This is a genomic window from Ruegeria sp. HKCCD6647-2 (assembly GCF_057221075.1).
Map to the genome: position 1 here is coordinate 1 of NZ_JBWVBD010000003.1, position 14,559 is coordinate 14,559.

The 14,559-nt window shown below is 51.6% G+C and carries 10 protein-coding genes; 4 read left to right on the forward strand and 6 right to left on the reverse strand.

The window, feature by feature from the left end; genetic code table 11:
- Positions 1–1,186: 1,186 nt before the first annotated feature.
- Positions 1,187–2,926, reverse strand: coding sequence for a M10 family metallopeptidase (locus AC2TDJ_RS09200; protein WP_480841459.1), 1,740 nt, complete (start codon positions 2,924–2,926; stop codon positions 1,187–1,189).
- A gap of 376 nt (positions 2,927–3,302) precedes the next feature.
- On the opposite strand from AC2TDJ_RS09200, the gene AC2TDJ_RS09205 reads away from it, so the two are divergent.
- A complete protein-coding gene (locus AC2TDJ_RS09205; protein ID WP_480841461.1) occupies positions 3,303–5,327 on the forward strand; it encodes an HAD family hydrolase in 2,025 nt (674 codons plus the stop codon).
- A 139-nt stretch (positions 5,328–5,466) separates the two neighbouring features.
- On the opposite strand, the gene AC2TDJ_RS09210 is transcribed toward AC2TDJ_RS09205, so the two are convergent.
- Positions 5,467–6,276, reverse strand: a complete 810-nt coding sequence (locus AC2TDJ_RS09210; protein ID WP_480841463.1) for an FkbM family methyltransferase — start codon at positions 6,274–6,276, stop codon at positions 5,467–5,469.
- Positions 6,277–6,987: 711 nt separating this feature from the next.
- On the opposite strand from AC2TDJ_RS09210, the gene AC2TDJ_RS09215 reads away from it, so the two are divergent.
- On the forward strand, positions 6,988–8,037 hold the full coding sequence (locus AC2TDJ_RS09215) for a glycosyltransferase family 2 protein (RefSeq protein WP_480841465.1): 1,050 nt from the start codon (positions 6,988–6,990) through the stop codon (positions 8,035–8,037).
- 12 nt (positions 8,038–8,049) lie between these two features.
- Here the strand turns inward: AC2TDJ_RS09215 and AC2TDJ_RS09220 are convergent, their stop codons facing one another.
- The 3 genes from AC2TDJ_RS09220 to AC2TDJ_RS09230 form a co-directional block, all read right to left on the reverse strand.
- Positions 8,050–9,135 (reverse strand): DegT/DnrJ/EryC1/StrS family aminotransferase, encoded by a 1,086-nt coding sequence (locus AC2TDJ_RS09220; protein WP_480841467.1) that lies wholly within the window; start codon positions 9,133–9,135, stop codon positions 8,050–8,052.
- Complete coding sequence (locus tag AC2TDJ_RS09225) at positions 9,132–9,548, reverse strand: sugar 3,4-ketoisomerase (RefSeq protein ID WP_480841469.1); 417 nt, start codon at positions 9,546–9,548, stop codon at positions 9,132–9,134. Before AC2TDJ_RS09225 ends, AC2TDJ_RS09220 begins: the two co-directional genes overlap by 4 nt.
- Positions 9,549–9,669: 121 nt before the next feature.
- Complete coding sequence (locus tag AC2TDJ_RS09230) at positions 9,670–10,392, reverse strand: class I SAM-dependent methyltransferase (protein WP_480841471.1); 723 nt, start codon at positions 10,390–10,392, stop codon at positions 9,670–9,672.
- Between the two features lie 56 nt (positions 10,393–10,448).
- Between AC2TDJ_RS09230 and AC2TDJ_RS09235 the strand changes: the two genes are divergently transcribed.
- Together AC2TDJ_RS09235 and AC2TDJ_RS09240 are read left to right on the forward strand one after the other, a co-directional pair.
- Positions 10,449–11,432 (forward strand): ATP-grasp domain-containing protein, encoded by a 984-nt coding sequence (locus AC2TDJ_RS09235; protein ID WP_480841473.1) that lies wholly within the window; start codon positions 10,449–10,451, stop codon positions 11,430–11,432.
- Positions 11,414–12,049: an HAD family hydrolase gene (locus AC2TDJ_RS09240; protein WP_480841475.1), complete on the forward strand. Its 636-nt coding sequence runs from the start codon at positions 11,414–11,416 to the stop codon at positions 12,047–12,049. The genes AC2TDJ_RS09235 and AC2TDJ_RS09240 overlap by 19 nt, the downstream gene beginning before the upstream one ends.
- Positions 12,050–12,595: 546 nt before the next feature.
- Here AC2TDJ_RS09240 and AC2TDJ_RS09245 read toward each other — a convergent pair.
- Entirely contained in the window at positions 12,596–14,548 is a 1,953-nt protein-coding gene (locus AC2TDJ_RS09245; RefSeq protein ID WP_480841477.1) for a hypothetical protein, read from the reverse strand.
- Positions 14,549–14,559 lie beyond the last annotated feature (11 nt).

The window sequence follows — 14,559 nt, forward strand, 5'->3', positions numbered from 1 at the left end:
AATATCGTCTTTGATTGGTCTCGCGTGAAACTGGCCAACCAAACTGCGTCGTGACAAGAATGTGTGAAAGTCTGCCTTCACTTCATCGGACACCAGTGCAAAGAGACAAAGTCAAATAATTCTGTTTTGGGGCAGTATGAACCGGCAATCTGCGATTCACAACCATCGTTGCCAATACAGTTGAAGCGTCTTTGATCCGGTAACTTAATAAAAACAACGGTTTATCATAGCGCAGTGTTCGCAGTTGGGCCTTACCATCATACGATGCTCACCTGTTTAGTCCCCTGTTCCTGGGACACTGAGTTGGCGTTTTCAAAAAATTGTTTCCGGTGCGGGCGCGCACATGTTGAGGGCTTGGCGCGGATGGGTGTGATCGTATTGCTTAGCGGATGATTGATGGCGAACCTATCCTGCTCGGTCGAGACACCCTGCACCTATCTGAGCGCCGCGATGCTGGAGACTTCGATACTTTTGTGAGCAACCCAATTGTCCGTCGCCCCTACTCGACAATCAGACGATCCTACTCCCACAAAACCTGCAAATCCAAAAGCGGTGTATCTGCCAACACTGCCAAATTCTCGCGAGTGAAGTTATCCTTCACAGCTGAGGCGCGAAAAAAGCGGGCAGGTTGCATGATTTCAAGGGTACTTCCTGTCGTTTCGTCGGTTCGATGAAGTCAAATCAAATTACCGCGAAGCGCAGGTAACTCTCGGCCATGTGCCATGATATTTGCTTCACGCTCTTTTTGACCTGCGCGCGAGCCTCAACATCGGCGAATGAATCGGGATTTGGGTGTTCAATGCGGCATGGTCGACTTCAACGCTCCGTTTGGCTACGGTCCCTTCCAAATCGCCGCGCGAAATTGCATGGCGCAGGAATAAGAAAACGGCATACAGGATCTCATTTTTGCGGAAATGGGACCTTTGGAATAAGATCATGTTAGCGCCTGCCCGAAAGTGATGCTTAGACAAAAGGTTACTGAAAGCGCGCGCTCGTCAATCCGAGCTTAAAGTTTGCCACACTTCCATTTTCATCCTGAATTACGTAATCAGAGGGTAATCAAAGGGTCTCGACGCTAGGCCCCTCAGGACGGCAGACGAGGCTCAATGCCCATGGCAGCTTGGTTTGGCAACTCAATCACGAAACTCGCTGACCCGATCATTTGGAGAATGTCAAAATATTGCACTTAGATGAACTGGAAGTCGTCAACCGTTACGCTTTCCGGGGATATTCCATCCAACTGAATTGTCCCGGACCCGGTATTGATTAAAATGCCCGCATCGTTAGAGCTGATTTGAAGCTCTAAAAAACTCTGGACGATACCGTCTAACTGGATAACATCTTCTCCCTGCGTGAAATCGGTAATGCGATCATTGCCACTATTCCTTCCAAAGAGAAACTTATCCGTACCAACTCCTCCGGTCAGTTCATCATTGCCGACTCCCCCGATAAGCATGTCATCGCCTTCTTCACCGAACAAGAAATCGTCGCCAGAGTCTCCGATCAAGGTGTCGTTGTCGGCACCTCCCCAAAGGTTGTCGGACCCTTCCCAACCGGCAAGCCAGTCGTTGCCGTCACCTCCGACGACCGTGTCGTTGCCCTGATCCCCATAAACGGCGTCATTGCCATTGCCTCCTACAAGAACATCGTCGTTTTGGCCCCCATGCAGACTGTCATTTCCATCGTCACCCCAGATCTCGTCGGATCCTGTCCAGCCCCGCAAAAAGTCCTTGCCAGTGCCCCCGACCAACAAATCATTTCCGTCGTCACCGAAAAGAGCGTCATTTCCGGCTCCGCCAAGGAGAATGTCCTTATCCTGGCCTCCATGCATGGAGTCATCTCCGCCGTCACCCCAAAGGACGTCAGAACCTAGCCACCCCCTCAAAAAGTCATTTCCATCCCCGCCGGCCAAAGTATCGGCGCCTTCGTCACCGAACAATGAATCGTTTCCGACGCCTCCGACGAGGATATCGTTCCCAACTCCGCCGTGGAGGGAATCATTGCCGGTCACTCCAAATATCTGATCGTTACCTCCGCTTCCGCGGATATAGTTGTTCTGGTTGTTGCCAAGAAGATAGTCATTGCCTTGTCCGGCGATGTAGTTTTCGATAACGGTTCCACGCATGATGGCCATGTTCCCGATCAAGCCAAAAACATCGGAATAGCTTTCTGCCTTTAGATCAACGCGTTGACTATAGGTGTCGTAATAAAAGTCGATGGTATCAACTCCACCGTCGTCAACAATGGTGAAGGCAACGCGGCCGCCTACTTCTGTGATTTTGTCATATACGCCGCCGGCGTTAGAGCCATATCCATACTTTGTATCATTGGTGCGGATGTTATTTGGCGTCCCGTAAAGAGTCCAAACCGCTAAGATATCTGCAATCATAGGGGTAATGACAAATGCGAATGATGCATTTACAAGGGTATTTTCGGTCTGCGAGAAGTACGACATGATAGAAGCCTGCCAACTATCATTGTCATAGTGGTTGTGTACACCATAGGTTGCACTACCATTGTAATTTCCTGCATGCCCAAGCCCAATTGCGTGACCAATCTCGTGTAAATATGTCTGATGGGAATAGCTGTTGTAACTTGTCCCGTAGTACGCGGTCCACGCCTTGCTGACGTTCACACTTGACGAAGCGAAGTTCCAAACCGATCCGCCGGTTGGCCAAAAATAAGACTGTGCGTAAGCTCCGCTGTCCTCATCGTCAAAAGTGATTTGCGCCGACGAATTGACCTTGTAAAAGTTCAAACCGGTAACGCTTGACCACGTACCAAGCGCCATGGAAACGAGATGCTGTGCGCTTGTCGCAACACCGTTGAAACTGACCGAGATGTCGGAAGATGCCCACTTCTTGGCGGTAGCACCTGCTTCATAAACTAAATAGTTGGCAATCTGATCATTTGTATAGACAACCACTGTTGTAACTTCCTTACTAGTTTTTTAGTCGTCAACGAGACAACGAATTGTCATTTTCGCAAACCTTTCACAAACTCAGACGCCATCTTCTAATGGAATAATGAAAATTAGTCTTCAGTATCGTGATCCGGTTTTGGCGGCTGTCTTCGGTATGAGATAGGCAGCGGGCCAATGCTTATCTGCAGCATCATTTTGTCCAAAATTTGTCAAATCTGCTCGATACCCTGATATTCTGTCAGATAAGTCGGAGTTTATGGGTTTGCCCTTACGTCACATCTACATATCCCTAAAGCGGACACGCCAAATCAGCATTGAACCGCACTCGAGCCCTGCATAGGCGTATGTGCCGATGGCCATCCGCAAATGCTCGTGTTAAGTGAACGGTAAAATCCTTCAACAAGCGTTCATTATGCCTCACTCAAAAAATCACTCTGCAGGTTTTTTGCCAGCTCTGTACTTGCCTGCCTCATCACTTGATGATTTGTTTGCAGGTGTCGAACTGCTGTCGTTAGATGTGTTTGATACGATCCTAGCTCGACGCTGTTTAAGGCCAACTGATGTCTTTGCATGGATTGAAGAAGCGTTTGACGAGCCAGGTTTTTGCGCCAATCGCATAAACGCAGAAGCCATGGCACGGAAGGGCCACAGGGAACGAGGGAATGAGGTCTCAATCGGCGAGATTTACGATGTGCTCGGAACTTTGCAAGAATTGCCTGACGATGCCATAGAGAGAGAACTGCAGGCTGAAGACGCGTTTCTTTTTGCGAATCCAACATTTGTTAGGTTGATTGCCGAGGCGCGTGCGCGTGGAATCCGCACCATTGCGGTTTCGGATATTTATTTTCAGTCTTCTCAAGTTTCGCGCCTTTTGAAAGGAAGCGGTGTGACTGTTGATGCCGTATATACATCTGCCGATATGCGGGCAAATGATGTGGGCAAATACAATGGTAAGATCTACCCGCATTTCATTCAGCGGGAAAACATAGCGCCAAAAAAAATACTCCATATCGGCGACAATCTCGTGTCTGATTTCCGGAATGCGCAATCTGCTGGGCTGAGTGCGATCCTAGCGTCGAATCTCCATGAGACGGCGGCAGGTCAGCATGATCATGTTTCTAAGGTTGTAGTTGCTGCCGAAACATCAACCAGTAACATAATCGCCGGTCAGGCAACGCACGGAGCGGTGACAGGCCGCGTAGAGATGGGGACTCTGGAAGGGTTTGGGTATTGCTACGGTGGGCCACTTCTCCTTGGTATGATAAAATTTATGGTCGATCAGGCGGCGTCGTCCGGAATTCAACGCATTGTCTTGCTGGAACGTGACGGTAACATCCTGAAAGAGGCGCTGGACATTCTAAAGCCCAATGTCGGATCTTATCCATTTGAATATAGACTTGTACCGTCATCGCGGCGGATGTCGGTTTTTCCACTTCTGCTTTTGGGCGGATTCGAAAGCATCGAGAAACTATTTGCTTCGACGCCAAAGAAAATATGCGCGCAGGAATTCTTCGACGTGCTTGCATTGGATATGCCCCCGGATGAAATGCTTGGTGCTGAAAAACTGCGTCCGGCGCAGCATTTCGAACGGCATTCGCGTTATCTGCGGGCGCAAGCCAAACGTGAGCGCGCCGCGCTGCAAAGGATGTTTTCTGCAGAGTTGGCGATTTCGCGCGATGATCAGTCGACTGCTTGGTTCGATGTGGGTTGGGCGCTATCATCTGCAGCGGCTATGAATGGAATACTGGATGTCCACTGGCCCTGCTTTTGCGTCGGGTCTCACGATCAAGCGCCAGAGACGCTATCGCAAATGGGCTATCTTTTCGAACGTGGTCGACCCGATTGGGTGGATCAGGCGATTTCGAGTGCTTTAGAGACTGTCGAGTTGATTTTTTCCGCAGTCGCTCCGTCATCTCTTTATGCTTTACCGGAGGGTGAGAATGGATGGAATACTATTACTACACCTCATACGCCTGCCGCTCGCGTGCGCGATGTGTTTGTCGAAGCAACCTGGAATGGAAGCCTTAGTTTCATCAAGGACATGGCGCCTTTGGCTAGAGGCATAGTCAGCAGCGATCTGCGCCAATTTAATCGCCGTCTATTCGAGAATCTGTGTTCCTCGCCGAGTTCGGGGCAATATGCAATGCTAGGATCTGTGCCTCATAGCCGCGGGGTGGGAAACAGAAACTGGGAAAATATTTCCCATTACTGGAAGCCGATCACGGTTGCGAATGCGGAGCAAAATGAGATGCAGCAACCTTCTAGGAACAATCAAACAAAATCACTAAAAAATCTGATCACTTACCACCTTCTGACAGCACTTTCGCATCAGGCGGTTCCGTTTAGCGAACGGACCAGGGCACGTTTCAAACGCTCCGCAAAAAAACGTGCCCGTTCACCATAGAATTTATTGCCGGCGGTGATTTGACTCTTTTCGACAGCTTAGTGTTAGAGTCTGTAATGTTACGATTGTCGTGAGCCTCCCCAACTGAATTGGTCCATCGGCATGTTTAGGAAATGGAGGACCAAGTACTGGAGTCACTTCATAGCCGCAGAAGATGTCTTGGATTCATCCCGAAACGCTTTGTCCACTTCGACTTCTTTGGGCGGGGCTCAACTCTCTGAGCGAATAATGCGTCTTTGTCCACGAATATCAGATTGACTTGAGTGCGAGCGGCGAGAACGTATTTCTGGTTTTCTAGGAATTCGATCATTGCGTCCGAATTACCTGCAATGTGATGGTCTGATGGTTCGACCTGCACAATCACGGGGCGCCAGTTTTTCCAGTTCAGATCCTGCAGGATTTGCAGATCAATACCTTCAACGTCAATTGCAAGAAAGACCGGAGCTTCTTGCCCAAAATACTTCTCGAGCAGTGAATTGATGCGCATAGCCGGGACTGTACGAATATCCGCAATTCCGACTGAGCCCCCTCGCCATTCTTCAACAAACCGCCGATCGAGTGAACTAAGTTCGGATTGGTTGGAAACGAAGAATTCGACAGTATCTTGGTCGTCTGGTGTTATTGCGCAATGAACGATTGTGTCGAGAGGGCGTGCGGAACGAAGCGTGCCGATCAAGTCAATATTGGCTTCGACGATGATACCGCGCATCCCTTGTTGGCGATGTAGAAGGAATGTTGCGCTTGTAGCAAATGGATGATTACCACCAAGTTCTAGATACTTACATGTCCTAAGTTCAACACCGGCGCGCAACGACCATGCGGACAAAAGTGCATCAACGATAACATCTTCTGCAAGCTGCCCGTATTGTTCTCTTAGTGGCACCTCGATATCTGGTTTGGGAATCCCTTTTTCTTGGATCAATTCGTACAAGTAAGGGTTCAAGTGCATATCTCAACTCCGAGTGTGCGCGGGAACTGTCAACGAAGAGCACACCCGGTCAAACAAGTATGTCAGGCAAGTTTTTGCTCAGTCAACGCGGACTTTTCCAGTTTGACGCAACAATAGTCAACCCCAATTGATCTTGCTTGCATCGCTACCGGCATGCACCGCACCAGATACGGTGCCTGAACACAAAAAGTTGAATGCACGTGACCGAATGCAAGCCCGCCGGCGGGATTGGACGAGCAACACGACAAGTGTTCTGTCAAGAGATTCCGTATTGGGGTGACGACGGAGCATCAAGTTGCGCTGCGGTTGCGGCTTAGCAACGTCCACTGGAACGCAGAAATTCAGTCTGTCGGGCGGGCGCTTTGGGAAAGCTCCTTCAACATGACATGGGCAGGGTTTGAATCGGCCGACAAAGACGAAAACTTGTTATCAGTACATTGCGTCAGGCTTTGTCGCAACGAGACTTGCCTGCAATTGTGTTGATAGGCTGGGGGTAAGGCTTATCGCAAATCAATCAACTGGGCGCGGGTAGGAACTTTGAAGTTCTGTGCCTCATAGCCCTTGATGGGCCAACTACTCCGAGTTAGGGGTCCGTATTCCGGAATCTACAAAACTCGATCAAATAACCAGGTGGACCAGTCAATTGAAAAAACGTCTGAATTATGCTAATCGCCACTTAAGATTCCATGACCTCAAGACCTGCAAGCACCCATGCTAGTTGCTTGTGGCTCGCCGAAAGTTTCCGTAATAATAACAACTTATCAGCATGCGGCATATATTGAGGATTGCCTTGCTTCGCTTGCGAACCTGAACTACCCGAATTTTGACGTAACTGTTTTGGATGATGGTTCACCTGACGGGACCGGCGCGCTTGCACAAAAGTTTGCCGAAGAAAGTGGCCTCCCAATCAGCGTGATCATCCAAAAAAACACTGGTCAAGTTGCTGAAAATGCACAAAAACTTCTCGACATGACCGATGGGCCCTATGTGGTGTTTATGTCGGGTGATGATATGTTTGGTCCAGTCTTCCCGCTTCAGAAAATCATCGATCGATTGATTGCCGATTCGACGTTAGAGTTCGCTATTCCGCGTCAGCTTATGCTCAATGACGATCTTTTGGAATCACCCGGCAGCATTTATCGGCAGGACTTCGTCCAGGGTCTGCGCAGTGGTGACCCCGAAGAGATGTTCCAGAGGCATCTGTACCGCCAATCTGGGATGGTGTTTCTGCAGGGCATGGTGATACGTCGTGAACTCATCACAAGTGTGGGCGGGTTCGACACCACCGTTTCAGCAGACGACTATGCATTGGTGCTGCGGTTTTTTAATGAAACGCGGCGAAGGCAACACCGGTTTTGGTTCCATGAAGGAGCTTTATGGGTCTACCGGATGCATGCAGACAACGTCCACAAAAAGAAGTGGCGTCAAATGCGTTTTATATTCGAAGTTGTGGCCAAGTATATTCCTGAAGAGTATTGGGAAGGTTTTGATTTTTTGGTTATGAATGCGCCAGAGCCGACATTCGAGGATTTCAAGAAAACCCAAGCCTTGGTTGCCGAGATATTTGGTGAAAAGCATAGAGTCTTGCTGACACACCGTTTGGCAGAGATGACCCTGAACCACGCACGGGACATAGGCGACATGGACCTTTTGCGGGCCTTCGGCAAGGCGGAACATGTTAGTGAATCCTTGCGCCTCCGCGCCAAACGAGGCTATCGCTACGCTAAGTTCAGACGGTCGCTAAAGCGTCTGCTGATTTAACAACCTAACTTTTCATATGTTTGAAAGCGCCTCAGCTACCTGTAGTGGCGCGTCTGGTGGACAGTGAGGACCCATTGGGAAGGACAGTACTGTTTGTGCCAGATCCTCCGCCAAGGGCAGGAGCATTTGCGCCATGTCCAAGTAAGCACCCTGTCTATGGCAGGCTATGGGATAGTGAACCAACGTACCTATGCCCGCTTTTTTAAGCTGCTTTTGCACTATCTCGCGGTTTTTTGAGCGTACGACGTATAGGTGCCAAGCCGGGTCAGCCCAATCGGGCACCTCCGGCAAAATAAGCCCGGTTTTGCCCAGAGCTTTTTCATAGGCAGCGGCCAAAGCCCTTCGCCTGGCGGTCCAATCGTCTAGATAGCGCAATTTGACTGAGAGTAGCGCCGCTTGCATTGGATCTAGCCGTGAGTTCAACCCCCGGGCACTGTGTACGTATTTCTGATCAGAGCCGTAGTTGCCCAGCCTGCGTATGGTTTCAGCGAGATCCGGATCGGAAGTGGTTACAGCGCCGGCGTCACCAAACGCCCCTAGGTTCTTGCCCGGATAGAAACTCCAGCAAACCGCATCACCATGGCCGCCGATCCTGCGCCCTCTATAGCATGCGCCATGCGCTTGAGCGGCGTCTTCAATGACGCGCAGATTATGAGTCTGTGCCAGATTGAGGATGGGATCCAGATCAACGGGTTGCCCGTAGAGGTGCACGGGCAGAATTGCTCGTGTTTCGGGTGTCAGCGCAGCCTCAATCCGCGAAACATCTATATTCATTGTGCCAGGGTCCGGTTCCACTGGTTGCGGCACAGCACCCACCTGGCTGACCGCGAGCCAGGTGGCGATAAACGTGTGTGACGGTACAATCACGCCATCCCCGGGACCGATGCCGCAGGCACGAAGAGCCAATACCAGGGCGTCAAGGCCGTTGCCCGTGCCGATGGCATGGTCAACCCCGCAATAGTGTGCCCATTTCTGTTCAAACGCAGTGACCTCTGCGCCACCAATATACCAACCTGACTTGAGCACACGGTCGGTGGCAGCGGCAAGATCTGATTCAAGCTCCGCAGTCGCAGCGGCAAGATCGAGAAAGGGGATCAAACCGCTCCAACCTCCGCGCGATACTTGTCATAATCCCGAATGTAATCGGCTTCGTCATAAGGCGCTGAGGCCAGCACCATGCAGACAGCTCCCTGGCTGAACGCATCCATTTCCCTCCAGATCAGCCTTTCAACAAGAAGGCCTCGCTTTGGAGTACGCAGCCAATGGTCTTCACTCCTTGTGCCGTCGTCGATGGTGACGCGGAAAGAACCCGACAGAGCAAAGATGACTTGTCGCAATTCGCGGTGCGCATGACCGCCCCGGCTGCTTTCGGCGGGTACGTTGTAGAGGTAATACACACGGGCAATATCAAAAGGGACATGATTTGAGCCTTCGACAAAGGTCAGATCACCTCGCGGGTCGGCCACAACCGGCAAATCAATATGTCGGCAAGATCCCAGAACTTGTGTCATGTTGGTTCTCATAATTTAGCCTCAACGGTCCAGTCCAACATTAAAAAGTGTCAAGAGTGGGCCGCTTTAAAGTGATTCATTAGAGTTTTCGTTAGAGATCAGACTGTCTCACATTGAGCGTTTAGCGAGGCGAAGCGACAATCACCAGCTCTGCGGCGATATCAGGGTAGCGCTCACCCAAAACCATAAAGGCATCCAGCATTTCAGGCGACCAATCCGCTTCGATCTGGCCATCTGAAATCGGCTTTAGCCAATAGCCTCCAAAGAAGTCGATGTTGAGTCCGGCCGAGGTGAACTCCGCCCGCAAGCTCTCAGGCGAATAGACGCGCCGGTGCCCATGGTGGATGTCTTTTGCGGACATATCTTGCTCGGTCTGCAGCAAACCCATAATCACCGCAGCTTGACGGTGCAGCGAGCGGCAGTTTGGTACAGCGCAGATAATCCGGCCGCCGGGTTTGAGCCATTTGGCGGCGCGGGCCAGGATTTGTGGTGGATTGTCCACGTGCTCCAGTACATGCCCTAGCAAAATGACATCATATTTGGGATCACTATCCCATGCCTCGAAGAGTGCAACGTGCAAAGGGGTGTCAGGGAATTTTCTGCGCAGAATATCTGCGAACTCTGGCGAGCCTTCCAGAAGTTCAACATCAAGACGCGCGCCGAGAAGCTCGGCTGTCATGGTGCCTTCCGCTGGTCCCATTTCGAGGATCTTTTCGTCGCCGGTCATGAAGCGCCGAAAAATCGAGAAGCTGTGGCGGATTGTGGCCAACCCGGCAGGCCTTTCATACCAACTGTTTTGTGCGGTAGCTGAAATTCGTTCAATTTCTTTGTTTGCAAAATCCACATTCTTGCCCTTTATGTTTCTGCACACTAGCCCCTAAACGACGCAAGGTGCTTTCAATGTCAAGAAATCAATTGGCGATTGCCGTTGGATCGGCAGGCTCGGCAACCGGTCTCGGTGTCCTGCGTGCTCTTGCCAAGTGGAAATGTCCGCCGCGGCTTTTGGCATGTGATACGAACCCATCGCACCTTGTAGCGGCCGCGACGGAGTTTGACTTTCAACAAGTTTCTCCAGCCGAAGACAATCGGTTTGCAGAAGAAGTAGCTCGCATTTTGAGTACTGATACATGGTCCGCATATTACCCGATCCATGACGCTGAGATTGCTGCAGCGACATTAGCGCGTGACCAATTCGCTGCAAAGGGGATCAACTTGCTGGCTCCCGACAATGCAGCAATTGCCCTTACCCGCGACAAGAGCAGATTGGCCGAACGTTTTGAGCATTGCGGTGTTCCCGTGCCGAAAACGCAATCGCTTAACAGCGCAAAATGGTGCGGTAAGCATTTGCACGCGAAACCACGTACGGGTGTCGGCAGCAAGGGGGCTGTTAAGCTTTTGGATGAGGCCGCCCTCAAACGTGCGCAAGCAAGCGTGGGTTCAGGTGAAATGATCGTGCAGCCTTTTGTTCTCGGCACGGAGATCACCGTTGATGTCTTCTGCAACAGGCCGGGAGAGTTGGTCGCGCATTGTTGCCGGGAACGTCTGGAGGTCAAAGCTGGCGTCTGCACCAAAGCTCGGGTTTTTGAGGATCCCGTGTTGAAGGCTCTGGCCTCTAAAGTCTCGCTCGCCGTTGGTTTAACGGGATCTTTCTGTTTTCAGGTGCGAGGAAAAAGCGAAGTCGCTGATTGGCGGGTCATTGACGTCAATCCCCGCGTTGGTGGGGCAACGCCGATGTCTCTGGCTGTGGGCTGTGATTTCGCTTCGGCACACGTGGCGATGCATTGCGGCATTGACCCAACGCAGTTCTTCAAGCCATTGCCTCGTGAGGATGTTTTTGTTACCCGATCCTTCCAAGAGCACGTAACATGGCCGAAAAACCCGTAATCGGCATAGATCTGGACGGTACAATTCTCGATTGCCGCCCACGCCAGATGAGAGTTTTGCTGGATATTTGCCCCGAGATTTGGCCCCACGAGGAGGCGATTTGGGCCGCGAAGCGCAGCGGGTTGTCTACTTTGGCCGCATTACGCGCTCAGCACATAGCGCCTCCGGAGGACTTTGGAGATCAGTGGCTGACCAGGATCGAAGACCCAGCGGTTCTGACCTTGGACCACGTCTTGCCCGGTGCAAAGCACGCGTTACAGATCTTTAGCAGTCACGCCGATCTGGTCCTGATAACCGCGCGGCAGAGTCTTCGGGGTGTGCACGACACTTTGGATCGCTGCGATCTGGCTCAGATGTTCTCAGCTGTGAAGGTTGTTACGCCGGGCGCAACTGCCGCGAACGCTAAGGCCATGTGCCTGCAAGAATTTGGAGCAGTGGCCCATTGCGGAGACAGTGAAGTTGACGGGCGCTGCGCAGCCCAGGCGGGCGTTTCTTTTTGGGCGGTTTCCTGCGGGCAGAGATCTGCTGCATTTCTGCGTGAGACATGCGCACTGGATAGCATTCATCCATCCCTTGAGGTCTTAGTCACAAAACTTGGTTTCAGTCCCGGAAAATAGCCTGCGTGACCCGCTCCAGAGTAACTATTGAAGCACTCTACGGCAGCACTTAGCGGCGGTAGTTCAGGTTGTCAAATAAGCGGGTTCTGAAGATGTAGACGCTCTCCTAGCCCAAGAAATATGTTTTTATGTTCGAAAACAACCGATTTGGAGGAAATTGCGGCAGAACCCCCGCAGGGGTCAGGTCCTCAAGTGCTTTGGCAAATAGCCAATATGCGAGGAGGCAATAGAACCCAGTTACATTGCGTAGTATTGGGATCGTGAGGTCGGGCACATAAGTTGTGACGTCAGGCTTATTGCGCAATGTTATGTGAAACCGTTCGTGAAGCAGCAGAATAAAGATGGCACGGATGCAGAATTTATTTATCAAGTCGCGGCTCGCTTGAAGAAGCGCCATGTACCTTTCAAGAACCAAGAGGCACAGGCGGTCGCTTTTCACTGCGCGTTGATTTAGAAAATGCACCAGTCATTTTTATTAGCTTCGAGGCCCTGAATGCAGTGTATTATGATTTCCGGGTTTAGGTGTTTCAATCGCCCATTCTGTTTTTATGCGCTCGGCTTTTTGTTGAGTATGTCGAAGGCGGCCTTCCAATACGCATCTCTTCGGGCTTTTTCCCAAAGCTTGAGACTGGACGCAGCTTTGGGTGGTAACTTGGGAGCCAAAACCAAACGGGCGTTGTTTGCGCCGGGGCCATCTGAATGGGTAACATTGGCCAGGTGTTGGAGCGCTTCTTGGTCTGGCTCATTGACAAGCTGTAAGAAGGCGTCTGCCCATGCTGGATTGCCCAGAGTTTCAGGTGATAACCAATCCAGCAAAAAGACGTGATCCTCGACAAAACGAATAACACCGGCCTGCGCACGCTGCGCCAGTGCCTGGTGTTCTTTTTCTTGCGGTTCTTGATCCTCTAGAACCGGAGTAATTTCGCTCCCGTCTACCGTGAGGTCGATAGTCGAACCATGCGGGGCAGTGAGGATGAACTCCAAAAGTTCGACCCCTCCGGACAACAGCGCTTGGGTCAAACTATCATATTTGTCTGAGCCATTTAACCAGCCTTGCATATTCATACCCAGTTCGGCGTTTAGATGCATGTGGTCACGATGCAATCCTAAGTAAAAACCAAATACGTTGGTCGAGGCGGTCGGATTGCTTAGAGAGTGTAAAAAACAGCGCTGAATGTTGCCTACCCATCCGATGTCAACGAGAGCAACGCGAGTATTATCTGTCAGGGCTTCGTCATAAAACCGCGAGAAAGTCTTGCGGTTTTCGGCGTTGCGTCGCAGAATCTCCATGTACGTGCTATTAAGTGCTTGTACTGCGCAAGCTTTCAAGTGTTCTGGCAAGACGGCGTCGATATTCGAGATACCGAAATTCTTCAGAACGCCGCGATGATCTTCAGCGTCGATACCTGCAGCAGAGAAAATACGTTTTGCGGTAGTACGGTTCTTTCCCGCAGCATAATACCAAGTGCGCGACGAATGCCAATCTCGCACACCTGTTTTGAAGCCTGTTTTGCGCGACATGTAAAAATAGCTCGATGTCATGTCCGTTGCAGGAAGTTTCTCGAGACAAGCCTGCACGAGTTTCAGCATCAGCCACCCATCGCGTGCAACAAACACCGTGCGCTGAATGTCGGTGCTGCGAAACTGCGAGATCAGCCAGCAACTAAAGCCGAACAGCATCGGTCCCCAAACTCGGTAACCGATGCGCTCAAGCGGATCCTGTGGCATCCGGCTGCAAGCGTGAGGCTCTTTCAGAGCTTCCATCAAGGACCGCACAAAGTTGCCGCAACCGTGCGCGTTAGGCCGCACGGTGGGTACGTTTTTGATCTTGGCCCAGGTGGCATGATGGGTCGCCAGCCCGGCCTCGCGCGCCTTTGTCACGTCGGAATGCAGATTGTCCCCCACATGAAGCCAGTGCGCGCCTGTTTTCTGGCCCTCTACTTCGGCAATAAGGCCGTAAAGAGTGCCAGTGTGCTTGGATAGTCGCGCCTCGCCGGAGACGTACAGCGGATAGCCTTCCGCGCCGTCAAAGCCTTCGGTCACCAGCGTGTCGCGTAAGAACACCGCCGGCAGGTACATGTCGCTGACAAAGAGGATGTCACAGCCAGAGGCGCGCGCGGCGTCATAAAACGCCTTGCCCTCCGCCGAGGCGTGAAGCACGCGGGCCTCACACTCTAGCTCCAGCGTCTTCAGCCAGTCCGCCAAGTCAGGCGTGGCCCCGGTCTCCTGCAGCCATTGGTCATAGATCTCGTCAAAAGTAATCTCGCCTTCGCCACCTTGCTCAGCCACGCGGCGAGAACGTGCCTTGGCTTCGGCCAGCATGCGGGACTCCACGAAGCCGTCGAGGTGCTGGTGGTTCAGAAGGCTTCGCGAGTCCTCGAAGGCGCGCAGTCTAACCAGTTCAAATACATCAACGGGTGCCAGCACAAGGCGGTGCAATAGGGTGTCGAAGATGTCGAAGCTTACCAGCTCGACTCCCGAAAAATCCCTGTCACTCATAGCGGTCTCCC